The sequence below is a fragment of the Nocardia sp. SYP-A9097 genome (assembly GCF_009649815.1).
GTDB lineage: Bacteria > Actinomycetota > Actinomycetes > Mycobacteriales > Mycobacteriaceae > Nocardia.
This window is the reverse complement of sequence record NZ_WJIC01000021.1, coordinates 15,751-39,775: the sequence shown is the minus strand read 5'-3', so window position 1 is coordinate 39,775 and position 24,025 is coordinate 15,751. Positions and strand designations below refer to the sequence as shown.

Annotated in this window: 17 protein-coding genes; 3 read left to right on the top strand and 14 right to left on the bottom strand. The window is 66.1% G+C overall.

Annotated elements, in window-relative coordinates; all coding sequences use genetic code 11:
• The first annotated feature begins 10 nt into the window (after positions 1–10).
• Positions 11–1,360 (top strand): S9 family peptidase, encoded by a 1,350-nt coding sequence (locus GFY24_RS30370; RefSeq protein WP_153808547.1) that lies wholly within the window; start codon positions 11–13, stop codon positions 1,358–1,360.
• A gap of 37 nt (positions 1,361–1,397) precedes the next feature.
• Here the strand turns inward: GFY24_RS30370 and GFY24_RS30365 are convergent, their stop codons facing one another.
• A complete protein-coding gene (locus tag GFY24_RS30365) occupies positions 1,398–2,627 on the bottom strand; it encodes a TetR/AcrR family transcriptional regulator (RefSeq protein ID WP_228566787.1) in 1,230 nt (409 codons plus the stop codon).
• A gap of 282 nt (positions 2,628–2,909) precedes the next feature.
• On the opposite strand from GFY24_RS30365, the gene GFY24_RS30360 reads away from it, so the two are divergent.
• Positions 2,910–3,182, top strand: a complete 273-nt coding sequence (locus GFY24_RS30360; RefSeq protein WP_228566786.1) for a LuxR C-terminal-related transcriptional regulator — start codon at positions 2,910–2,912, stop codon at positions 3,180–3,182.
• A gap of 10 nt (positions 3,183–3,192) precedes the next feature.
• On the opposite strand, the gene GFY24_RS30355 is transcribed toward GFY24_RS30360, so the two are convergent.
• Complete coding sequence (locus GFY24_RS30355) at positions 3,193–3,597, bottom strand: hypothetical protein (protein ID WP_153808545.1); 405 nt, start codon at positions 3,595–3,597, stop codon at positions 3,193–3,195.
• Positions 3,598–3,986: 389 nt separating this feature from the next.
• Between GFY24_RS30355 and GFY24_RS30350 the strand changes: the two genes are divergently transcribed.
• A complete protein-coding gene (locus tag GFY24_RS30350; RefSeq protein WP_153808544.1) occupies positions 3,987–9,005 on the top strand; it encodes a trypsin-like peptidase domain-containing protein in 5,019 nt (1,672 codons plus the stop codon).
• 21 nt (positions 9,006–9,026) lie between these two features.
• On the opposite strand, the gene GFY24_RS30345 is transcribed toward GFY24_RS30350, so the two are convergent.
• The 12 genes from GFY24_RS30345 to GFY24_RS30290 all read right to left on the bottom strand — a co-directional run bounded on the left by GFY24_RS30345 (position 9,027) and on the right by GFY24_RS30290 (position 24,017).
• Positions 9,027–9,638, bottom strand: a complete 612-nt coding sequence (locus tag GFY24_RS30345; RefSeq protein WP_153808543.1) for a VWA domain-containing protein — start codon at positions 9,636–9,638, stop codon at positions 9,027–9,029.
• A 22-nt stretch (positions 9,639–9,660) separates the two neighbouring features.
• Positions 9,661–11,226, bottom strand: coding sequence for an Hsp70 family protein (locus tag GFY24_RS30340; protein ID WP_153808542.1), 1,566 nt, complete (start codon positions 11,224–11,226; stop codon positions 9,661–9,663).
• Between the two features lie 51 nt (positions 11,227–11,277).
• Complete coding sequence (locus tag GFY24_RS30335) at positions 11,278–11,481, bottom strand: hypothetical protein (protein WP_153808541.1); 204 nt, start codon at positions 11,479–11,481, stop codon at positions 11,278–11,280.
• Positions 11,478–13,160, bottom strand: coding sequence for a hypothetical protein (locus tag GFY24_RS30330; protein WP_153808540.1), 1,683 nt, complete (start codon positions 13,158–13,160; stop codon positions 11,478–11,480). The genes GFY24_RS30335 and GFY24_RS30330 overlap by 4 nt, the downstream gene beginning before the upstream one ends.
• Positions 13,157–15,586, bottom strand: a complete 2,430-nt coding sequence (locus tag GFY24_RS30325) for a hypothetical protein (protein WP_153808539.1) — start codon at positions 15,584–15,586, stop codon at positions 13,157–13,159. The genes GFY24_RS30330 and GFY24_RS30325 overlap by 4 nt, the downstream gene beginning before the upstream one ends.
• A gap of 3 nt (positions 15,587–15,589) precedes the next feature.
• Positions 15,590–16,792 carry a hypothetical protein gene (locus GFY24_RS30320; protein ID WP_153808538.1) on the bottom strand — a complete coding sequence of 401 codons (1,203 nt, stop codon included), beginning with the start codon at positions 16,790–16,792 and terminating at the stop codon, positions 15,590–15,592.
• On the bottom strand, positions 16,792–19,521 hold the full coding sequence (locus GFY24_RS30315) for a hypothetical protein (protein WP_153808537.1): 2,730 nt from the start codon (positions 19,519–19,521) through the stop codon (positions 16,792–16,794). The genes GFY24_RS30320 and GFY24_RS30315 overlap by 1 nt, the downstream gene beginning before the upstream one ends.
• A 7-nt stretch (positions 19,522–19,528) precedes the next feature.
• Positions 19,529–21,121 (bottom strand): Hsp70 family protein, encoded by a 1,593-nt coding sequence (locus GFY24_RS30310; RefSeq protein WP_153808536.1) that lies wholly within the window; start codon positions 21,119–21,121, stop codon positions 19,529–19,531.
• Positions 21,114–21,638 (bottom strand): nucleotide exchange factor GrpE, encoded by a 525-nt coding sequence (grpE, locus tag GFY24_RS30305; RefSeq protein ID WP_153808535.1) that lies wholly within the window; start codon positions 21,636–21,638, stop codon positions 21,114–21,116. Before grpE ends, GFY24_RS30310 begins: the two co-directional genes overlap by 8 nt.
• A 37-nt stretch (positions 21,639–21,675) precedes the next feature.
• Entirely contained in the window at positions 21,676–22,014 is a 339-nt protein-coding gene (locus GFY24_RS30300) for a hypothetical protein (protein ID WP_153808534.1), read from the bottom strand.
• Positions 22,014–22,598: a toll/interleukin-1 receptor domain-containing protein gene (locus GFY24_RS30295; RefSeq protein ID WP_194853074.1), complete on the bottom strand. Its 585-nt coding sequence runs from the start codon at positions 22,596–22,598 to the stop codon at positions 22,014–22,016. The genes GFY24_RS30300 and GFY24_RS30295 overlap by 1 nt, the downstream gene beginning before the upstream one ends.
• Before the next feature lie 141 nt (positions 22,599–22,739).
• The gene (locus GFY24_RS30290; protein ID WP_153808532.1) at positions 22,740–24,017 is read right to left on the bottom strand and encodes a helix-turn-helix transcriptional regulator; all 1,278 of its coding nucleotides are present in this window, start codon (positions 24,015–24,017) and stop codon (positions 22,740–22,742) included.
• Positions 24,018–24,025 lie beyond the last annotated feature (8 nt).

The following is a 24,025-nucleotide window of genomic DNA, read 5'->3' as shown; positions in this document are numbered from 1 at the left end:
AGTTCAGGACATGAACACATTGCGACGCACCCTCATTTCCCTGGCGGCATGCACCGCGACGACGGAGGTGGTGGCACGGCACGTGGGAGCCGGGCCACTGCTTCCCCGCGTTCTCGTGCACCGCTTTTCGCGCCTGGCCGCCGTACCCCCGGCGTACTTCGCCGCACAGCTCGACGGCGCTCGTTCCTTCTCGGACCAGGAATGGAGCGAGTACTGGAGCCGAATCGCGCAGCGCCACCTCGACACCGCGGACGGGCTGCTGCGGGAACTCGCCGCGACCACCGGAATGATGTTGGCGGACACCGGAAGTCCACTGCTCTCGGATGATCGGGTGGCCGAGTCCGCGATCCGCGCGCTGCTCGCGCCCGCGGCGGAGTTTCTCACCGACCGTGACCCGGAGTTCACGGCGGGTGCCACCGAACGGTTCACGCGGGCGCACGTCAATGGCGCATCCATCGACGAACGGCTGATATCCGCTGCGCGCGCGGTGGATTCGATCCGCAAGGCGATCGTCTACTACCTCGTCGCGGCCTGGCCGTACGGATCCCCGGCCCGCATGCACGCGTATACGCAGTCGCAGCGCCTGTTCCGGGTGCTGGTGGCGGGACTGGCTCCCGGCCTCGGCATTTCGGTGGAGGTGACCGACATCCGAGTCGGTTCCGATGTGGTGCGGGTCTGGATGGCATTCCCGGCCGGAAACCGCCAGTGCGCAACACTTCTCGCGACCAATGGCCTGGACGGGACCGCGCAGGAGCTGTTCCTGCCACTGCTGCGGTACCGGCGTGCCGGTGTGGGATTCGCGGTCATGGAGATGCCGGGCACGTACGCCTACAGCGAGCCGATGTCCGCCGCGTCCGAGCGTGTCTATTCGGCGGTCATCGATCAGCTGGTGCGGCATCCGCGGGTCGCCCCGGACCGCCTCGGCATGCTGGGGTTGAGTTTCGGCGGGTACTGGGCGGCACGCATGGCGGCGGCGGACAGTCGGGTGCGGTGCGCGGTGGCGGGCGGGCCGCCCACCCATCGCAGTCTCGGGCCCGCCGGGGCGGTGGGGGTTCCGGCGGTGTTGCTGCGCGCCATGCGCGATGGCACCGGCGCGCGCGGTCTCCTCGCGGTCGGGCCGAGGCTGCGCGCACTGTCGCTGCGAAACCTGTACGGGCGCATCACGGTTCCGCTGCTGGTCGTGAACGGATCACACGACGCGGTGACCGACGTGCGGGATTCGGCCGAGTTGGCCGCCGCGGCCGCACAGGGCGAGCTTCGGCTCTACCCGGGCGACGACCATTGCGCGGCACAGCACTTCCCGGAGTGGCTGGGCGCGGCCGTCGAATGGGCAGTCGCCGCGCTCGCCCCACACCGGTAAACCGGACCACCGGTGGCCGATCGAGGGTCGGCCACCCCTAATCCGACGCGGATCGCTTGGCGGCGCGTAAACCGTTGAGCACCAATGCGAAGACGAAGTCCGCGTTCTGCTCGGGACTGTTGCCGCGCCGGGTGAAGCAGCGCAGCAACAGGGTGTCGGTCAGCAGCGCGGCCAACTCCGCGGCGGGCTCACCGTCGGAGAAGGCCCCATTCCGCTGACCGCGCTCGATCACCGGCGCCAGCAGACCGGGGAAGTTCAGTTCCCGTTTGATCGAGATCAGGCTGTCCGGTTCGGCATAGGTATCGTGCGCGACCGCGGCGATCAGCGCGTCCATGAAGGCCCGCTCGGCGACCACCAGCCGCGCGACCCGCAGGAAATGGTTCCGGACAACGGAAGCCACGTCCTGATCGAGCGACAGATCATCGGCGACACCCTGGCGCAGCGCCTCGTAGCCGGACTTCAGTCCACCGACGATGAGATGGACCTTGGTCGGGAAGATCCGCAGCGCGGCATCCGGCGGCACCCGCGCCTCCGCGGCGATGGTGTCGATGGAGGCCATGAAGTAACCGCGTTTGGTGAATTCGCTACGGCCCGCGGCGATCAGCGCGACCCGCGGTTCGGGCGGCAACTGCTCCGACCGCCCCGGCCGCCCGCCGATAGCGGTCAGCGCATCGTCGATATGACCGTGGCGCTGGGTATTGTCCACCGCCACATTCAGCACCGCCAGAATGGAATCCGCGACCAGGTCCGCGGTCACAACCTGCGGTTCGGCCCGGTGCCGGATGATGAAGCCGTCCAGCATCGCGGTCAGGACGACGGAGAAACTCTTGGAGTTCAACGGTTTCCGGAAGGTGGCGCCGGTGTGGGCGAACAGCACCTCGAACAGTTGCAGGATCAGCGCATCGGTGTGGCTGTAGCCGGCGCGCAGGACGCGCAGGGCCTGCGAGTTGGTGGGGCCGAGGGCGGTGGCCAGCAGTCGGCGGGTGCCGGTCTGCGCGTTGAAGATCCGGTCGAAGTGCGCGCGGACCATCGCCCGCACCGCGCGTCGGCAATCGCCGCCGACGGTATCGAGTTCGGCGCGCACCTGCGGACGGATATCGGCGGGTAGCAGGGCCACCGTATCGACCAGTTCCCGCAGTACCTCGTCGAGGTAGCGCGACTTGGAGGCAAACTTCCGATAGAAGGTGGCATGCGACGATCCGGCCAAATGAATGACGTCCTCACTGCGTAGTCCGCCATCGAGGAGTTTCTCGGGTCGTTCGATCAATAAGTGCAAACCGGTTTGTACGAGATCGGTGGCGGCCCCGTTATCGATGGTAATCGGAAACTCCTTGCCGTCGGCGCCCTCCCCGCTCGGCGACGGGGACTGTCGCTGAGTTGATCCGGTATCACCCGGGCACTGTTACTCCGTGACGTGAGACGAAACCGTCTCAGCTGAGTCCGAATGGTACGGCGGGCGGCAGTGACCTGACAGCCGACTAGCGATTACATAGGGAATACCCATGTGCGAGTGAGTAACTCGGGTGGCCGCGACGAAGGGACGAGCTCGATGAAAATGGCAGCGGGATTCGCCGGTGACATGCGAAGTCAGCCGGAAAGACCAGCGCTCAGCCGACGCGAAATCGAGGTGTTGCTGGCGTGGTTCGACTGCGACTCGAAGATGGAAGTCGGCCGCCGTCTTTACATTTCACTGGGCACGGTGAATACGCATCTGTCGCGGATCCGCGAGAAGTACACCGCGGTGGGCCGACCGGCGCCGACGAAGGCCGCACTGGTGGCGCGAGCATTGCAGGATGAAATCATCGATATCGACGAATTATGAGACTGGTCGGTTATTCAACAATGCTCCGATAGTGCAGTCTCGCCGCCACATTCGCGGCCGCGAGCGCTCCGGAGGTGTTCGCGGCCAGGAATTCCGCCCAGGAATTCTCATGCGGTGTGAGGTTCGTCGTTCGCAGGGTCGCGCACAGGAACAACGCGCACGCCTGAGCACCGTCCCGCTTGAAGACGACATCCACCGCGATGCGTCGATGGGTGACGACGGTCAGCGCCGCAATCGGCGCGCGCACATCATGTTTGTCGCAGGCGGTCCGGATGCCGAGATCGCGGACTCGCGCCTGACCGATGCCGACGATATTGCCGTACCGCCACCGCTGTTCCGGGAAGATCGCCGGGCGCGCGGCGACCTCGTGGACGGCCAGGATGAGTTCACTCAATGCCGCGAACGGCACGGTCACCGTGTACGCGCCTCGACCAGTCATAATGTGCGCGCCCGTTGACAATCGGACTCGCCTACTTCTTCCAGTGTCCACCGTGGGTATTGCACACCAGACCCGTGTTCCGGCAGGCGCTGCATTGCAGCTTCGCCAGTCCACCCAGCCCGCTGCCCCCGCCGCGACCCTTACACCCCTGGCAATCATTGAGGTGCTTGTAGCATTTCTCACATTGACTCATGGCAGTTCCCCTGTCCGAGAGAAGGTTTCTCCGGACGATCGTGGCACCGACCGGCGGGCACGCGCTGTAGTGCGTTCGGCCCACATCGCCGCGGCGGCACCGAGGCACATGATGGATGCGGGCGATAACCGACGCGACGCCTGCCCCGCAGGTCCGATAAGGCGGTAGGACGGTGACACTGGTCCAGCAGCGGGTGGTGGAGGTCCTCGCGCATGGCGCCGATGTGCTGGAGCACGGTTCCGGCTATCTGGTCGGCCCCGGCACCGTCCTGACCGCCGGGCATGTGGTCGCCGAGGGTGAACGGTTCTCGGTGCGGTCGGTCTCGGGCGAGCAGGAGTGGGCCGCGACCGTGATCTGGGCCTCGGACGGTGCTAACGGCAGCGTCGACGCCGCCGTACTTCGCCTGCGGGACAAAGGATTACCGGAGTGGATGCGCACGGCCGCGCCCGTACGCTACGGCCGGGCCATTACCCGCACCGGCACGATCGCCGCCCGGGCACAGGGCTTTCCGCGCGCACAACGGCGCGGTGAGGCGCGCGGGATAGAACCGTTCGAAGGCCGCATCAAGCTCGGCGGCGACGCACGGCTGCACCGGCTGCAGGTGGAGGTCGAAGGCGGTGCTCCCGCCGGGTCGAGCAGAGTGCCATGGGCCGGAATGTCCGGTGCCGCAGTGTGGTCCGGACCGCTACTGGTCGGCGTGGTCATCGAGGATCCGGCGGCGTGGGCGCACGGGCGACTGACCTTCGAGCCGATGCAGCGTCTGCTGCGGGACCCGGAATTCACCAGGGCACTACTGGGCGACGATGCTCCCACGCCCGCGGTGGACGCGATCGAATTGTCGATACTCGACCGCGGACATCAGCCGCCGCGGCCCACCTCACCCGCACAGCTGCTGCGCGCCGAAATCAAGGCAGTCGAATTCTACGGCCGCACAACGGAATTGTGGCAGCTCGAGGAGTGGTGTGGTGACGCGGACACCGGCGTCATGCTGATCCACGGACCCGGCGGACAAGGCAAGACCAGGCTCGCGCTCGAATGGGTAGACCGCCTCCGGGCTCGCGGGTGGGCATGCGGCGTGGCGCGCGCCGATCTCCGCGATCTACGATCCGCGCTGGCCGACACCCTGGTGGAGCAGGCGGTCACCCAGGCAAACGCACCCGTTCTCATCATGATCGACTACGCCGAGGCCTGGCGGCGATCCGCCGACGATGACGACCCCGTCCGGAAACTGTTGCAGGTCATGGCGAATCGCGATTCCGGGCAATCCACACCGGTCCGAGTCCTGCTGGTGGCCCGCTCACCCGGGACCTGGTGGTCGGCGGTGACCGGCGACGACCGGGTACCGGCCCGCGAAATGGAGTTGCGCCCGCTGGCGAAGTCCGGTGACATCCGACCCGAACTGTACCGAAACGCGGTCTCCGCCTTGGCTGCTCGACTGCGGTCGATGACCGGGTATCAGGAGGTCGACTGGCCGCGCATCGCGCGCCGCGTCCGGCCCCTGCACGCGCTCGGTAAGGCTCGCTACCGCCACGCCCTGAGCCTGTTCGAACAGGCGCTCGCCGATCTGCTGCAGGCCGGGCCCGAACCGTTCACCATCGGCGCATCGGAAACAGCGGAAGATGTGCTGCTACACCACGAATCCAAGTATTGGGACCGCACCGCCGCCGCGCACGGCATGCGGTACACCGCACAGACGCAGGCCGAAGCGGTGGCCGCGCTGACCCTCTTCGGCGCGGAGAACGAGGCCCAAGCCACCTGCCTGGTCGCGTCCCTGCGAGTATTCGCCAAGGAGAGCCTCGACGAACACCGCCGGGTGGTGAAATGGCTGGGCGAGCTGTATCCCGGCCACGAAACCAGTTGGGCGCCTTTGGAACCGGACCGGCTCGGAGAACATCTCGTCGCGCGGATCTGGGGCGGCACCGACGAATTACTGGCCATCGTCGAAAAGCATCTGCTGTGGCGTGACCGCGGCACAGCCGACGATTCCCTACTCGGTGACGAGCAGATCCATCGCATGTTCATCGTGCTCGATCGCGCTGCGCCGGACCATCCGGACCTCGACCGGCTGCTGTCCATCGCGCGCTCATACCTGCTCACCGGCGGCGGCCGGGCAGAACGCCCGGAATCCGATGCCGGCGCCTACCGCTACTTCGACGGTCTGCGCGCGGGCGTACCGGCCGACGAACTCCACCGGCTACTCGGGTCCGGCCTGGATTCCTCTGTCTGGCAATGCAACTGGACGTGGTGGAACCTGCAACGCCCCGCCCGGATCATCTCCGCCTCGGCGCAGGTTCACCTCACCATCGCGGAATTCGACGGCACACCACACATCGTCCTGGTCAACAGCGCCGGTGCGGAAGCGATCAACCTGGTGACCGGCCGCCGCAGCGGGCGGCACCTGTTCTGGGTGGTCAAGGAGGGCTCGGTGATCAGCTCCGCCTGTTCCCTTCGGGTGAACGGCGACCTGCACATCGGTGTGGGGTTCGAGAACGGCGGCACCGAGGTGTGGCGCATCGACAAGGACGGCACCGGCGGCTGGGTGGGTCCGCCGCCGGACGATCCGGGCAGCGAAGGATTCTCGCACCGGGTGCGCACGATGACGCTGGCCGAGGTGAACGGCAGGCTGCTGGTGATCACCGCGGCCTGGCACGCCGCGATATGGGTGCGGGACGTCGAGACCGGACAGCAGGTCGCCGAACTCCCGGATGCCACCGGAGGAGCCAACGCGATGACAGTGGTCGAACGGTCCGGCCGACCACTGCTGGTGACCGCCTGCGACGACAGCCGGATTCGCGTCTACGACCTGTCCGCGAACACACTGCTGCACACCACCGGCCAGCATGCGGATTCGGCGATATGTCTCGCGGTGCTGGACAACCCGCGCCGCGATGGCGCACCGGACGAATTGCAGGTGCTCGCCGGCGGTCTCGGCGGCGACATCCACCTGATCGACGTGACTGCCGACGTCCGCGTCGCCACCTTGACCGGTCATTCGCAGCAGGTCAGCGCGGTGTGCGTGGACCGGCTCGCGGGTATGCCCATTGTCGTCTCCACCGGACACGATCGCCGGGTCATCGTCTGGGATCTGTACCGGGGCGAACCCATCGGCGAGGCCTTCGTCGGCCATACGGACCGGGTGAACACCCTCGCACTCGGACGGGTCGGAAAGCGGCTGATGGCAGTGACTTCCGGCGCGGACTTCACCACTCGGGTATGGGATGTGAGCGAGATTCGCACGCCCGAGGCCCCGCTCGTCGGGCACACCAACGCGATCACCGCCGTCTGCTTCGTCCGCGATGAGCGGCGGATGATCGGGGTCACCGCCAGCAAGGATCTGACCATCAGAACATGGAATCTCGATCGCGGCGGGCGCCTCGGCGCACCCGGACTGGAAGAGATGTATCCGTTGCGGCGCATCGTCACGGCGCTGGCGGCCACCCGATGCGATGACGGCGTGGTGATCGTGGCGGGCGATGTCGACGGCTACCTGATGTTCGTCGAACCCGATGCGCCGCCGGGCAGTTCGAGTATCTGGCTCGAACATGCCATCGCCGGACTCGATTGCCGGGTGATCGGGAGCGAGGTCGTCATGGCGGCAATGGACAATACCGGCACTGTACGGGGCTGGCGGGTTTCGACCCGGGAGCCGCTCGGCCCGGCCGCGGAAGCTCCGGGCGGCAGCACGGTCCGGCAACTGCGGGTGTTCGCACGCGAGGCACACCCGTACGCCCTCATTACCGCCAAGGATTCGGCGTGCATCGTCGATCTCGTCACCGGCGAGATCGAGAACTATACCGGTCCAAGCGAATTCGACGGATGGCTGATGCTGGGCACGGGCCTGGTCGACGATCGGCCGTACGTGTTCGCGGGCGGGCAGCCCGGCACCGCGAACAGCTGCCTCGAACTCCGCGCATTCGACGCGCAGACGGGCACGGAATCCCCACCCGCACAACATATTCCCGACCGCACTCGGCTGGTGCGGCTGGAGCACACCGAGCACGGCCCGGCCCTGCTCGTCGGGGGCGATCACGGCGAAGTATGGCTGCGCGACCTGCGAACAGATCTCGGCGCGAACGACCCGCCCGTGGCCGTAGCTCAGCTCGGGTGGCCGAATCAGATAGCCGCCGCCGTGGTGGATCGACCGGCGGGGCCCGCCCTGCTGATCGGCGGGCAAGACGGTGAACTCGAACTCATCGACGCGAAATCCGGTCTGTCCCTTACCAAGACCGAGCCGGTGAACCCCACCTCGGTCACCATAGCCGGATACGCGGGCAAACCTACGGTGATCATCGCGGCCGGATCACGCAAGGTGGTGTGCCGGGATCTGCGCGACGGCTCGGTCACCGGGGTACCGACCGCGCTGCGCGGCGGGCGCACCTTGCTGCGGACCGTGACCGTCGACGGGCGGGAGATCCTGGTGGCAGGCGGCTATCTCGGTATTCAGGTCTGGTACAGCGACTCGATGACACCGATCGCACCGGAGTCGGAGCTATGGAGAAAAGTCAACAACGTGGTCGGGCCGACCGGCGTGGTGCGCGTCGACGAACGTATCGCCGTAATCACCGCGCACGACCGCGAGCTACTGATCACCGATCTCATGACCGGCGAAGCCCTGCGTCCCGCCCTCACCGATCTCCCCGATGACGGCCGAGGCCATCGATTCCTGGTTGCCGCGGAAGTGATCGAGGGCCGGCCGATCCTCTTCGTGGCCGCACATCTCGGCAGCACGATCCGGACCTTGGACCTGCGCACCGGCACGGTGATCGACACGGTTCAAACCCAGGACGGCATCACCCATCTGGCGCTGGGCACCGCGAACGGCCGGGCACAGCTGTACATCGCACACCTGACTGGTGACATCAGCGTCTGGTCCGTACGAAACTTGTTGCGCGGGCGACTCCGCCGCTTCGTACGCCCCCACCCCATAGACACCGTATCGGGCGTTACCGACGTCAGCGCCCTGTCCGTCCACCCAGGACTGGGCCTACTCGCCGCCCGCGACGATATCCTCGAACTGCGCCCACTGGACCCCGCCGACCCCATGCCGATCCACCTCGACGCACCGATCCTCGGAATCGCCTCCCGCGACAACACCCTCGCCATCGTCTCGGAACAGGGAGTCGTAGTGCTCGAAATCGACGCCAACAGGCTGCGACACAGGGGAACTCCCGGCCCACTACCGCAGCAGTGACATCGGCCTGCCGACGCTTTCTCAGCGGCGGTGTAATCCGTTGGCCAGGCCGGCGATATCGGTGTCGAGGGTGCCCGGGGTCGCGGTGCGGGGGCGTTCGTTGGTCTCGGTCGAAATCTTGTCCAGCGCATTGGCAGCCGCGTCGCCCAGGCCGAGGGTGAGAATGCGGATGTTCTCGGCGCGCATGATCTTGGCTTTGGCCGCGGCGCGGGCGGGATTGCCCAGGTCGCCGTCACCGAAGATGACGACGACGCGGTCGAGGCGGTCGCCGCGGTCACGGAGCAGGTCGTGGGCGGCGTCGAGGGTGGGATTTATATCGTTGCCGCCAGAAGCGACCGCACTGTCCAGCAGCCGGAAGACCGGTGACAATTCACGCGTCGGGTCGATACGCGCCGCGATCGAGTGGTGCCAGAGTGTCACTCCGACTTCGTAATACGCGGCAACCGCCTCCTCCGCGAACTTCTTGGCACCGCACACCGCATGCTCGAGCGGCTGACCGAACATCGAACCACTGACATCGAGGCAGAGCAGGACCACGCCACCGAAATTCTGCTGAATCGCACCCAGATACGGACCGACCGGATACTGCGTCAATCCGGCGGATTCGAAATCGCGTCGTATCCACGTATTCACTTCGACACCCTTCTGATGAGCACTACAGGTGAATCCGCAGACCGGCGAGCAGGGTCTGCTGGCGTTCGGAGTCCTCGGCGTCGATGACGCCTTCCATATAGGACTCCAGTAGGAGAAGGCGGCCGCTCTTCGGTTCGGTTGCCGTGCAACTGATTCGGCCGTCCGCGCCGATATCGAACTCGATGTCGATGGGTGATCCGGCGGGCAGATGCGGCACGTCCACCAGTTCTCCGTCCAGCACCCGCCGGTTGTGCCGCAGGTCCGGGGAGGCGATGGCACCGGCCTGTTCGTAGACCTCCACGCGGATCTTGTCCTGGCCGTCGAGGATCGTCGCGAACCGCGCCCGCGCTCCCTTTACCGGCAACGCCGTATTCGCCTCGACGACATGGTTCACGATGCGGCTGTCACCGGACCGATCCCTGCTGTCGTGGATGAGAATTCCCAGAGCGCGGGGTAGTACGGTGCGCACGGGAGCGGCGAGCATCCGCCGGCCGGTCGCGCCGCCCGGCAGCGACGGCCGGGTCTTCGACACGAGGCTGTGCGCGTGCATCGCCGCGCCTTTCGCCACCGCCAGGTCGGGCTCGAACATGGTGACCTCGACACCGAAATGCCCTTCGAGCGCCGCGCGGATCGTCGGCATTCGAGTCGCGCCTCCCACCAACAGGATTCGTTCGAGTCGGTCGGCGCCCCGGGCGCGGGCGGCGGCGAGCGCGCGATCGGCGACGGTCACGCAATTGCTCACCAGATGGGCCGACGCCTCCTCGAACTCCTTACGGGTGAGGTGCACAACCGAGCGCCCACCGTCGTACTCGAGGGTCACCGGAACCGAATCCCGTGCTGTCAGCGCGATTTTGGCCTTGTCGGCCGCCGCGCCGACATGCTCCAGGAAGGCGGTGTCGTCGTCCGCGGTGGCGGCGATCTCAGGGTCCACCGAGCCTTCGAATTTCCGCAACAGGATGTCGCAGAGCCGGTCGTTCCAATCCAGCCCGCCCAAGTGCGAGTCACCGTCGGTCACAACGACTTCCGGGCCACCGGCCGACATCCGCAGCACCGTGGTGTCGAATGTCCCGCCACCCAGATCGAAGACGAGCACGGCGCCCGCCGCGGCCCGGGTCGCCCCGTAGCAGGCCGCCGCGGCCACCGGCTCGGCGACCAGATCCAGTAGTTCGAGCCCGGCCAGCCGCACCGCCTGCGCGGTCGCCTCACGTTCGGTCACGCCGAAATACGCGGGGACGGTGACCACGGCCGCGAAGTCCCCCGGCGCGCAGCCGAGCGTCGCGGCGGCATTGTCCACCAACGCTTTCAGGATCAGCGCGGACACGGTTTCGGGCGTGTACTCGTTGCCATCGAACGCCAGCGCGAACCGAGTGCCCATCTGGCGTTTGATACCGCGCACGACCCGGTCCGGCTCGTCGAGGCCGAGCCGGACCGCGTCCGCACCGACCACGATGTGCTGATTGTCGAAGTAGACGACCGACGGCGTGATCGCCCGGCCGTCGGGCGCCGCGATCACCCGGGGCGCTTCGGTACCGTCGAATCGCGCGACCACGGAGAACGTGGTTCCCAGATCGATGCCTATGGCGATCATCCAGCACTGTCCGTTCTGAAGTTCGAGGACGAAAGGTGAACAGCGAGACCGTTACTCCCACGGGAACGGCACCAGGTGCGAGATCGTGTACTGCCACTCGTGCAGGGTGCGCACCGCGTCGTATTGCTCCGCCGCCCAGCCTCCACCCGCGTAGGTCCAGGCAGTCAGCAGCACCAGCACCGTCAGCGCAGACACGATCGCCCCGGCGAGCGCACGGCGCAGCAGATTGAAAGTCCTTGGGAGAGCGGGATTCACGAGGATGCCCCTTCGACCGGAACGGGTTTCACCGGAAAGACGGCCCGCACGGCAGGAGCGGGAATGAGGGTTACCCCCACCTGCTGGGTGAGCCAATTCAACGTGTGGATCGGATGACAGGGATCGGTGATGGACTGCCCCATCGAGTCGACCGGGAAATAGCGCACGCGCTTGAAATCCTGGCGGGCTCGGGTCACCAGATTGTCCAGCCCCCGATCGACCAGCCACCGCACGATGGAATCCTGATCACCGGGGTCGAGGCCGCCGTCGACACCCAGCCTGCGCAGATCGTCGACCTTCGACACCACAATGCCGAGCGCGCGCCTTTTCGTCTTCAGACCCGCCGCCCGGAGCAGTTCGATGGTGATCGAGTACGAATCCTCCGGATTACTGTCCCCGACAACAAGTCCCACCGCCGCCGGGTCCGGGATCGCGGCCCGCAATTCCTCCGTGGAGAACGGATCGACAACCAGGAGCAGCGTCTCGGCCGAGTGCAGATAGTGCAGCGACTCGGCGCCGTCCGTCATCGAGAAGTGTTCCCCCGCCGCATCGAGCAGGTGCAATTCGAAGGGCCGGCGATTCTCGGGAGCGACCAGGATGGCCAGGGCTTCCGGTGTGGGGCCGTGTGCGGTCTTGACGGTCCGCTGGCGCGCGGCGATGACATGCCCGGCCCGTTCGAGCTCCGCGGCCGAATAGTCGTCGAGCGGTTCGATTCGGGTGCTATCGGTCGACACCACCTCGCACAACCCGACCGCCGCGGCGAAGAGCAGCCGCGTCTTGCCCGCACCCACCGCCCCGAAGGTCGGTACCTGGATCGTCTGCCTGCTGCCGGTTCCCTCCGGCATGCCGTGATCGCACGCCGGACAGACAATGTTCTTCCGGAGCGCCCAGCCGGAGGCCCGGGTCACCATGGTGGGCAGCACCGCCGAGCATTCACAGCGGTGCCACAGCACGCCGAGCCGGCTCGGCCGCAGATCGCGGTGCACAATCGAACAACCGGTGCACCGATAGCTCGGCAACCGTGTCACCTCATAGCATTTGACGCACCGCGTCGACAGCCGGAATACCCGACTGATCACCGAATCCGCCACGCGGAGAAGCACAATCGCGATGAACTGCAGCAACCAGCCCAGCAGAACCAGGGCCGTGCACACCATCAGCACGAACGCCGCGAAGGCGGTGAACGCGAGGGCGAATACAACGTGCGGCACCAGACCGAAGACCAGATAAAGCAGAAATGGCACGAGCTCATCGCATTCGGACAGCACGCGACGCGAATGGCCCAGCAGGAATCTCGCGGCGGCGCGAGCCGCATCCACTATGTCCCGTCGGGCTTGGAACGGTAGATACCGCGGCCAGGCCCGATCCCACCCGAAGTAGCGCGACGGACCCCGCGGCGGGCGGCCGAAGAACCCGTCGTCGGCAATATGGGCGGGCGTGAGGGTCCGTGCGGTGCGCTCCCCCGCCGTGAGCAGGTCGCCTACGACAACCACTGCGGCGCAACCGATTCCGGTCAGTATGCCGACCGCGATACTCAACGGGTAGTAGATGAGCACCAGGTAGGAGAAGGCATGGAGCATTGCCGCCAGGATCACCCATACCACCACAACGGTCACCGTGATCGCGATGGCGCCTAAGAAGACGGCGCCGACCGCCTCGCCGCCGTCCGCCAATATCATCGACTGCCCTTCCGAAATTTGGGGATGGACGGGAGTTTTCGAGGTTGCGGCCGATGCGCCACCCGCTCCGCGGAGACGTCTTCGATGAGCGCGTTCCACATCACCTGATGGTGCCGATCGAGGTGCCGGCCTGCTTCCAGCGCGCGTTTCTTGTTGCCGCTCTTGCGAATCCAGTCCGCGAACGCGCCCTCGACCTCGTTCCGCATGGGGGCGGCAGTATCCTTCGAGCGGCAGACGTAGAGCAACTGGTGGGCGAAACCCGGCATGTCATTCTGTAGATGCGCGATGGTGTGCCCGTAGAAGTACTGCCGCACCTGATAGGAGCGGGTCGCGCTCAAATATCGGCTCACCCCGACCTGATCGCTCTGCAGTATCAGATATTCGGCGATGTTCGCCGCGTAATAGTTCTGGAAGCGCACATCGATGGTTGCCAAGTCGTCTATCAACGGGTTGGGAATGTCGGAATATCCGTCCCGGAGCGCCTTCAGAATCTCTTGCGCCCGAAGAGCTTTCGCGGAGATATCGGCGAGCTCCGGCGGCAGGTTGTGCAGCCGTGCCAGGCGATCGAGCAGCGTGCGAGCGCCACCGGAGAGCTCCCTGTCGATCGCCACCGCCACCAGATCGGCGAAGGGACGATCATGCAGGGCCGCCGGGTCCGCCGAGACCCACACGCCGAGCAGGTCCGGATCGACGGGCCGGCCGGCCTCGAAGAACAGGGACCAGTGCGGTGCGGTAGCGGTATCCAAATACTCCCGCAGAATGACCAGGCGCTCGGGGTGCGGAGCCGAAGCCACCGCACTGGCGGTGAGCGCCACGGCAACCGCCGAAGACGAACCGTATCGACCGGTATGGGCCCGCAACCAATCCCAGCGCCCGGACATCATCGCCCGGCGCACGGTCTCGTCCCGATCCAGGATTCGCGACTCCAACGCCTGCCAGAGCAACGCCTCCAGCTCGGGATAGAACGCCGTGCGAGCCCCGCCGGACACCGCCTCCGGATGGACGGCCCAATAGTCGGCCAGCCGCTCCCCCGCGGCCTGTACCGACACCCAGCGGATACCGAGACCGAGCACCGGAATGATGGTGAACAGCGGGCCGAGCGACGAATCCTGGGCGGCCGCAAGCGTTTCCGACAGCAGCTGCACGGCGCGATGCTGCGTTTCGGCGCTCGACCACCTGGCGCGGGCGGGCTCGCCGGTATCGGGCGTGCGAATCGCCTCGGACCAGCGCACACCATAGGTATCCGGATACAACCGCGTGCCCTCCAGCAACGCCAGGGTCAGCGATTCCGCGGCATCGTGATGGCGGTTGCGGCGCAGCGCCAGCACCGCGCGGTGCACTGCGGCCGGGTCGTCTGTGGCCGACGGGCGGATCGTCAGCAGCGCCTCGGCCAGTACGCCGCCATACTCGTCCATATCGTCGGGTTCGTGCTCCGAGATGGCGGCGAGTGCCTCCGCAATCGCCCCGGCATCGGTTTCGCGCCCGGCGGGAAGATCGAGACAGACAATCCCGGTCATGGCGGTCGCGACCGCTGGGGAAGCCAGATGTGGCTGCCAGCGACGACCCAACTCGATCGCCTCGAGCGCGTCGAAGGCGTCGTGCTCGAGAAACCACCGCGCATACGTGGCCGCCGATTCCGACGGTGTGATGGCCGAGGTCCGGTACGAATCCAGATCGATCCCATTGAGAGCGGCCGGCAGGGCCTCGATCGCCGGCGCCGACCGGATCAGCGCGGGATTGAACACCGCGATCGAAAGATCGTCCGCGAGAGGCGATTCGGTGAAGACACGAAAGGACATATCCAGCACGTCGGCCGGGTTGAGGAACAGACCACCCAGCGCGATCCACCGAATCGCCTGATCCACATCGGTGGCCGAGACCACCAGCTTCTTCCGTTGCGCGCCGACCGCCTCCTCGAAGGCGGTCAGCAGTTTCGGCAGGAAATTCTCGATCCCCGGCTGCGCGCACGCCATGGTGTGCAATGCGGTGGGCTGGTACGCGTCCGCGACCCGCAATGGCGCGGCCACGGTCTCCAACCGAATCGAATCGGACGGAACGGTCAGCCAGACGCCGGATCGGAACAGCTGAGCCGGCCGGGCCGGCCGAATATCGTCGGGATCATCGGTCACCAGGCAATGGGTCAGCTGATTGCCCTCCCGGCCTCGACTGTCCCGCCCGATATAGCGCCCCACCCCCAGGTAGTAATGGCCGCGAGCGCGATAGTAGGAGAAGGACAACGGGTGCGCGTCGACCGGAGTGTCCGCGGCCATCAACTTCTGACTGGGCCGATGCAGCAGGTGCGCGACGATGGCCTGCTCCATTTCGGCTGTGGCACCGGGACTTTCGGCCTGGAACTGCATGCCTTCCCGGCCATGCACCGACCGATCGGGGCGGCATTCGGTGTACAGCAGTGAACTGAACCCCATGGCCTACTGCCCCCTGCCGGAATCGACTATCCCGTGATTGGCCATGAGCCACAGCAGCGGTTCACTCACCCGGTGCGGGCGCACTCCGCGAATATCGGTGCGACCGGTCCGATACTCCGGCTCCGCACCGAGCGCCGAAACCGCGAAGAGCCGGTAGGTCCGGTAGTTCAACTCGAGATGCCGGAGCACGTCGTCACCACCCCATTCATTGATGAGCCCGGCGACATGCTGATGAATATCGAGGGAGTCGCCGTCGTCGAAATGCGGTGCGGCAGGGGACGGCCGGCGGATAGGACTGTCCGGCGGGATCTGATCGTAGAAGGCGTCGATCTTCGTCACCGCGACCGCGAGCGGCCGGGTGATCTTCCGGTTCCGCCGGACTCCATCGACCGACCGCAGCATCTCGGTGACGTTCGAGAGCACCTGGACCGGGTGATCGGGGTGGTAACGCTCGGAGACGCCCCGGGCCTCGCCGCGTTTGGCATTGCCCGCGATCTGGAACGGGTCCAGCACCACGATCAAACCGTCGGCGGCGGCAAGATACCGCTGATCCGTTGCCCTGCTGGCGGTTTCGAGGTCCTCCCCCGCGGTGTCGTAGAACGACAGTGCCGTCGAGGCCACCCGGTTGATGCCGATCCTGTTGCGGCGTTCCTGCTGCCAGTCGATGACCACCGGCATCCGTGCCGCCGACGTCGACGCTCGCTGGGTGAGCGCGGGCAACCGCCCTTCATCCATGCCCTGCCGCCACGCGCGGACATCGTTGATCATCGGGGATTCGCCCACGAAGAAGGTGGCCGCGCCGAATCGGCGCCGAGTCGGTTCCTGCAGTTCACTGACCAGCACGGTGAGGTAGACGGTCTTACCCGCCGACGGGGTGCCCACCATGCCGAACATCGGGCTGCCCGAACCGAAGGCCGAGGGGAGCACCGAGCGGCACGCGGGACACACACGGGTCCCGGCCTCTCCCGCGCACTCCGGGCATTGGGCGCGTTGACCGGAGCGGAACAGCTTGTGCGGGGAGACAAAGGAGGGCAGCACCGGCGTCGCGTCATGCAGCTGGCGCACCCGCTCCGGATCGACTTCGCGCGGGCAGGCGTCCTTCCCCGGGGCGGGGCGTCCACTGCATCGGAACATGATGCTGTTCAAGGTGATTCGGTGATAGCAGTACGGGCATGCGGCTTTCCCGGTGATATGCGCGAGCACCATCAGCGGCCTCTCAGAGTGTCGGACGGCGGATCGGTGAGGGTGAGGGTCTCCGGCGATTCGGCGAAGCACCGCACCCAATACGGTTTCGGCATTTTCGGGATCGGCACCGGGACGAGCTGCGGCCCGTCCGCGGGAATGTCGAGCGGAATACGTTGCACCACATAGCTGTCGATGCGACGTTGCGGGAGATAGGCGCCGCTCTGGGCATGCACGACCACGACCGTGCCGCGCGTCGCGGTATCGGCGGTGAACTCGATCTGCAACGGCCCGCGGCCGAACAACGGCTTGGGCCACAGCATCCGGTACCGGGCACTGAGCGCCGCCCCATCCAGTCGCAGCACCACCTCCGGCGACGACCATCGCCCCTCGGCGGATTCGACAATGCTCGACAGCCGGATCTGCGCGGCACCCGGGCCGACGGACAGGCGCATCCCGCCATTGCGGATGTACTCCGGCCGGCTCGTGCGGGCACTGCCGCCGTACTCGCCGGACGACCAGACCGCTTCGACGCGATAGTCGTCACGCGGCCACTTCCAGCTGATCACCACCTGATCGCCGAATCGTTCGGCCCGTGGATCGGCCACCGGCTCGCAAATCGCCAGGGACACAGCCTTTCCCACAATCGCGGCGGGCTGGTCCGGTGTGATCGCGACATAGTGCGACAGGCCGGTGGGCACGGTGGCGGTGAGGCGGGCCGTATCGCCCGCCCGATCCAGCGCGCCCGGGAGCCGCGTGCCGTCGGCGGCGGCCAGCGCGGAGTACTCGACCGTGCTGCCGAGACTCCAGCCCGGTGCGGTCTGGAACCGCCAGATCTCGATATCGGTGCCCGGTGGCGCCTTCCACTCGGCGACCACCTCCGCCTGCGTATCGACAATCCGGACGGGGCGTACCCCGAGCTCCAGCATCGGCCCGGCCTTGCGGCGTGGAATCGCGCGCACCCGGCACGGTGTCGCGGTCAGTACCTCACCGGCGGCACCGACGTACTCGGCGGTCAGGTCGAAGACATAGGTCTCCGATGTCCGGAGTCCCTCTGCGCGAAGGGAATTCGACGCGCGCGGCGACAGACTGCGCCGGGTGCCATCGGGATCGGTCCGGACCACCGAGGTCCGCGCCGCACCCACCGGCGCGACCCATTGCAGGGCAATCCTGGTCGGTTCGGTGGTGACCACGACATCGTGTACCGGTGGCAGCAGCACGATTTCGGCGACGGTCACCGGTGAAGCCTCACCGCCCCGGCGCGCGGCCACCGCGTACCACAGGGGTTCGGCCACCGGAGCGCCGGAATCGAGCGCCTCGGTCGAGGAGGTGGAGGCGATCGTGACGCCATCGCGGATGTCGAGGGGCGCCGAACCCGATTTGCGCACCACCTCGTACGTCGTAGTGTCGTCCGCCCCAGAGCTTTTCGGCCAGAAGAGGCGAACGCCGTTCGCCGCTGCCTCGGGGGGAAAGACGGCGGTGAGACCCAGCGAGCTCGGTGGCGCGGGCGGCAGTGACGCGACGAGCCGGGCCAGCGATTCGTCGTCCTCGGCAAGCGCGGCCGCCTGTCCGAGCACTTCGGCGGCCACGGTGATCCGGCCCTCGCCCAGTGCCTGCTCGGCCCGCGAACGCAGCTGTGCGACTTGCTGTTCGGTCCGGGTCAGCGTGCTCAGGGCCTGGTTCATGGCCTCGGTATCGGCGTGCGCGTCGATATTCGACAGCGCCGAGTACAGTGCCCGCGCGCCACGCAGCTTCCCCTCGGTGACCAGTTCGATCACCCGCTCGGGGGTATCGCGGCTGGTCCGAGTGGCCGCGGCGTCGACACAATGCAACACGACCCGGGCGGCATCGATACGGTCGAGTCCCTTGTCGACCAGGGCCTGAATGGCAAGTGCCACAATGCCACCCTGCAGGATGTCCCGGGCGACCTCGATCAACTGCACCAGCGCGAGTTGCGCCGGATCCAGTCCCTTCGCCTGCGCGTCACGCAATGCGTGCAGCAGTTTCTTGACCGGCTCGATCTCACTGCCGGCCCGCTTATCGCACGCATCCAAGGCTTGCCGGAGCGCCACGGCATCGGGCGGACGAACTCCCTGACAGACGAATCCGCCGATCAGCCGGAAGCCCGACGGCGGCTTCTCCAGGAAGATCGCATCCAGCACCGTCCGGAGGTTGACGGTCGTAACCCATTCCCGGCGAACAGGATCGGGCAGTCGGCACTCCGGCTCCTCGAATTTGTCGACCAGGTGCAAGGCGACCGACGATTCGACGGATGCGGTGAGCTCGTCATCCGACAGCGTGCTCAGCAAACCGTCGGTGGCCGCGGCCGCCTTCACCTGGGCGAGCGTGACCACGCCGAAGTCGCGGTACTGGTTCTCCAGCATCTTGCCGACGGCCGCCAGCGCCGACTTGGACCGATTCGTTCGCTGTTCGCGCCACCGGCTCCAGAAGCCCGCGCTCGTCAGATCGCGATGCTTCCGGGTGAGCAAACCATCGAGATTGCTACAGAATTTGGCGACCTCTTTGAGATTGCTCCGCTGCATATTGGCGTTCCACCACAGCCGGACATCGCGAATCCGTGCCGCGATCTGTGCGTCGTTCATCCCCGGTTCGATGGCGTACACCAGCGCCAGGTCGAGTTTGTCCGGGAAATCGGCGCCGTTGTTCAGTTCCGCGATCCCATTCGTGAGATCGGTGAGATGGACCCGGCGGAGTGGAATGAGGACGGTGCTCTTGTACGTCGTGGCATCCACAGAACTTCTACTCCAGCACGAGTTCCCGGACCATATCCCTGGCCGCCTCGACATCCTCCGCCTGCAACACACTCACGCTCATGGTCATGGTGAGCCGTTTGCCCGAAACCGGTTCCACCGCTTCGATACTCGCCAGCCCTTGGGCATCGATGACGACGGTGATATGGATCTCCGAGTCACGCGGCAACGGCGGTAGACCGGTGATCACCGCACCACCGTCGGGCGTGATCTCGTGGTTGTCGGACGGCAGCCGGGACTCGACCTCGCCGCCCTGTTCGAAAACCCGGACCGCCACTTCCGTCTGATTTTCACTGAATGTGTACGCGGTCAAGGACTCTCGCAATGGCAGCTCGGCATTTTTGCGCGCGAGGAATCCGATGAAATGCTCCGGCTCGGGCCCGGCGGTATCGAGAAATTGGATACCGAGCCCCTTGGGCAGCACGTTCGTAATCCGACGCGGCGCGGCCTCGCCGCTCTGCCCCGGGAGTGCGTATTTCGGCGCGGACTTCGCGCTCGGGTCGAGGCCGGCTTGTTCCGCACCCGACAGCGCCGCGTAGATCGCCGCGCCCTTCGCCACCGACAGATTCGGATCGGACACCTGCGGTTCCCAGCCGTAATGCTTGCGCAGCATCGAAGTGACCGCGGGCATCTGGGATGAGCCGCCGACCAAGAGCACCTCGTCGATGACGAGATCGGCGTCCTTCTCGCGGGCCGCGGCCAGCGTGCGATCGACAATGTCCTTGGTCTGCTGGATCAAACCGCTGGTGAGTTCCTCGAACTCGGCCCGGGTGATCTCGAGCTGGGCTCGATGGTTCCCGTGTTTGAGCGCGAGGGTCGTGCGTTCCTTCTTCGACAACGAGATCTTCACCTTCTCCACGTCCTCGTAGAGGCCCTGGGAGAAGAAGTCGTCGTTCATCGGATCGTCGTCCATACCGGTCTCCGCGATGAACCGGTCATTGAGATGACCGGCGAGCCTGTCGTCCCAATGTGCGCCTCCGAGAGTGCGATTCCCGTCGATCGCCACCACCTCGAGCGCCTCGGGGGAGATCCGGAGAATCGTGGTGTCGAAGGTGCCGCCGCCGAGGTCGTAGATCAAGACGGTCTTCCGCTCCTGCCGGAATTTGACGCCGTACGCCAGCGCCGCGGCGACCGGTTCGGTGACGATTCCGACCACCTCGAGGTCCGCGATCACCCCGGCCTGCCGGGTCGCCTCGCGCTCACGGATCCCGAAGTACGCCGGGACCGTGATCACCACACGCTCGACCTTCTTGCCGGTGGCATCCTCCGCGTGCTTGGCGAGCGCCCGCAGAATCAAGGCCGAGATCGATTCCGGCGTGTACTGCTGTCCGTCGAATTCGCGGGAGTGCGTCTCACCCATGTACGCCTTGATGAGCGTGACCACCCGGTCCGCCGCCACCTTCGCGGTGTTCTTGGCTTCCTGCCCGGTGATGACGTGCCCGGACTCGGGTTCGAAGTACACCGCCGACGGGGTGGTGGGCAGGCCGTCCGGATTATTGATCACGAGCGGCTGCCCGTAATCGTCGATGTAGGCGATCGCGGAGAAAGTAGTGCCGAGATCAATGCCGAAAATATCAGTCACGAGCTATCCGATCATTGTTGTATTTCCATACCGAAACCTTGGCGTAGATCACCGGTTTGTCCGAGGAGATATTCCGGAAACCCTGGTGATGAATGGCGCTCACCCGGTCGTGCCGGGTTTCGATTTCCGTCGCCACCACTCCGCACGGCTGGTGAATCCGCCGGTCGAACGGGTCACCGATTTCCACCCCGATCGTCACCGCGCCCAGGCCCTCGAGGATGTCCTCTATCCGTGTAGCCGTCGAGAGGAAATCCTCGGCGAATGCCACCGTGTGCTCGGTGTCCGCGGTATCGCGGACATGCTGTGCGTGGCGGCCACATTCGCCGTGCAACTCGGCGAGCGCCTTGATCACCGGGCGCAAGCTGGCTCGAAGGAGATCGGCTTCGAGTGCGGCCACCCGCTCATGCATTCTCTTGTTGATGGCTTCGAGACTCTCGGATCGGTCGTTGAGGCGGCGGATCTCATCGGTGAGGTCCCGCAGGACCTGTTCCGCCTCTAGCCCTATCGGCTGATTCACATTTCTCTCTCGTTCGGTTGTTCGTTCCGGGCGGTATTCAGAACAAGCGTCGTTTGATGTCCCGGACACAGACCGTGAAAACTATTCCGGTTCCGATCAGGAGCACGATGAATATCAGCGCCCGGTCGAGGTCGCCGGATTGGTCCGCACCATTCGTGTAAGCGGACTGACCATATTGAAAGAAGACGAGGTCGGCTACAAAGAATATGGCCAGGGATATCCACGCCCACGTACGGCGCGGATGCGCCCCCGTTTGGGTGATATTGACGTTCTGCTCGCCACCGTTGTTCGCGAAGACATTGCTGTTGTGCCGCGCGGTATTGAACTGCCGCCTCGGCGGCTCGGGAGGCGGGTTCGGTCCGGTCGGCTGGGCCATCACAGTCCCCCAGTGTGGTCGCCACCAATGGTGATGTGCTGCGTCCCACCGCTATTGGTGACGACATTGCTGTTGTTGTCCGCCCTGTTGACCTGGATGTGGCGGGTAGCTTCCGGCGGCACTTCGGGTGCGCCGGGTATCAGTCGATCGAGCAATTCGCCGATATCCGCGTCCATCGTCCGGTGGCGGATACGCCAGAATTGCGAGCGTCCCAGCGTCTCGATATCGTCGGGTAGCTGGTCCACCGCGGGTGGTGAGGTGTCGTCCAGCAGAACCGGAATCACCGGTGTGTCCCGTTCATAGGCGGTTCGCATCTCGACCCGCACCCAATCCCGGTCGTTGTCGATGCGGCGATTTCCGTGCTCATCGGTGACGTCGAGCCACTGCGGCCCGATCACCGCGACGAGCAGGTCGGACTGCTCGAGCGCCTTTCGAATTCGGCGCGCGTACTGCGTTCCGAGTTCGAGGGAGTCATCGTCGCGGAACACATTGTCGCGACCGATTCTGGCCGCCATCCGCTTCGATATTTCTCGCACCGCATAGGCGCTGTCCACAATGCGGTAGCTCACGAATATTTTCGTCAAATGAGTTCTCCTCGGGAGTCGATCGGGGCAGCCGTGCCGCGCTCCACGGATCGACAGTCGGACTTCAGGATGCGGTTCGCGTCCGGCTCGGGACAATGGTTTCCCGTTGCCAGTCCAGGCAGGCAACAGGAAACTCGGGACTCAGCGCCGGGCAAGGGTGTCTCGCAATGCAGGCTCGATTCGGGGCAATACCGGATGGTGTGGAAAGCGGCGAATCGTGCGCGCGAAATCATGCAGATCCGAATGGATGGTCGCCGAGTCGACGGCACGGATGAGATCGAGTAGTCCTTCGATGAGCTCGCCCGCTCGGCCCGCGTCACCGAGAGCGGCGTAGACCAGGGCGTGCCGGGTGCCGAACCGGGCGCGATCACGATCGGACTGCCCGGTGGTGAGCGCCATCCCCTCGTCGAAGAGTGCGGCGGCGGCCTCCAGATTGCCGAGATCGTAGTGGCACCACGCCTCGATCAAGGTGGACCGGCCGTCCAGCGACGAGGGGCCGAGATGATCGTCCGCACCCGTCCGGTCCGCGTGTTCCCAGAGTTCGGTGGCCCGGGCCAGCGCTCGCATGGCATTCGCCTGATCCGATCCGATGGCATATCCCTGGGCCGCGCCGAGTGCGGCGAGCCAGCGGATCCGCGGACTGATCGCGCTGTCCCGCAGGACCTGTTCGGTCGACCCGATCGCGGTCGAGGAGTCCGACTTGTACAGGCTCAGTACGCCTTTGCGAACGAGCGCGTAATCGCGCATGGTGCTGTAACCCGCGGCGGTGGCGAGGGCGACCGCGTGTTCGGTCCACCACGCCGCGCCGCGGTCGTCGCCGCACTCCTGTGCCATCCAGCCCGTGTACTCCGCGGTGCGGGCGGCGTGGTGCAGGATGCGCGGGCGGTACTTCTGCGAACTGTGTCGTGCGGCCGCGGTCGCCATATGGGTTTGGGTCGCCACCATGGGCAGCACGATGCCGGGGCTGGCGGTGCGGCCCAGTCGGCGGATCTCATCGAATACCGCCGCGAGCCCGGGAACCGGATCGGCCGAGAACCCCGCCATGGCGGGGATGAGGGTGACCGGTGGCCCCGGCGACTGACCGACCTCGACGACACCCGAACCGTCCGGGTTGAGTCGCAGCGCCCAGGGCGAGTCGGGCGCGGTGTCCGCCGGGGCGTCCGGGCGTTTGTCGGTCACCGCGAGGGCGGTCAACCGGCCGTCCGCGGACAGGATGGCATCGCAGGCCCGGGCGAGCGGGGCGGTCGGCAGCGCACGGCCGTTTTCGATCTTGCTCAGATGGCCTTTGCTGTAGTGCACCAACTCGGCCAGATCGCCGAGGGTGAAGCCGCGCTTCAGCCGGAGTCTGCGAAGTTCCCGGCCGAATCGGAAGTCAATGATTTCGCTTCTCGGTAATTTCACGTCGGATTTGCCTGACATAGCATGAA

What these genes read in the sequence shown, in the direction of transcription:
- GFY24_RS30370 (WP_153808547.1), top strand. Translation starts at nt 11, where the DNA reads ATGAACACATTGCGACGCACCCTCATTTCCCTGGCGGCATGCACCGCG.
- GFY24_RS30360 (WP_228566786.1), top strand. Translation starts at nt 2,910, where the DNA reads ATGAAAATGGCAGCGGGATTCGCCGGTGACATGCGAAGTCAGCCGGAA.
- GFY24_RS30340 (WP_153808542.1), bottom strand. Translation starts at nt 11,226, where the DNA reads ATGATCGCCATAGGCATCGATCTGGGAACCACGTTCTCCGTGGTCGCG.
- GFY24_RS30330 (WP_153808540.1), bottom strand. Translation starts at nt 13,160, where the DNA reads ATGATATTGGCGGACGGCGGCGAGGCGGTCGGCGCCGTCTTCTTAGGC.
- GFY24_RS30325 (WP_153808539.1), bottom strand. Translation starts at nt 15,586, where the DNA reads ATGGGGTTCAGTTCACTGCTGTACACCGAATGCCGCCCCGATCGGTCG.
- GFY24_RS30320 (WP_153808538.1), bottom strand. Translation starts at nt 16,792, where the DNA reads ATGGTGCTCGCGCATATCACCGGGAAAGCCGCATGCCCGTACTGCTAT.
- GFY24_RS30300 (WP_153808534.1), bottom strand. Translation starts at nt 22,014, where the DNA reads ATGGCCCAGCCGACCGGACCGAACCCGCCTCCCGAGCCGCCGAGGCGG.
- GFY24_RS30290 (WP_153808532.1), bottom strand. Translation starts at nt 24,017, where the DNA reads ATGTCAGGCAAATCCGACGTGAAATTACCGAGAAGCGAAATCATTGAC.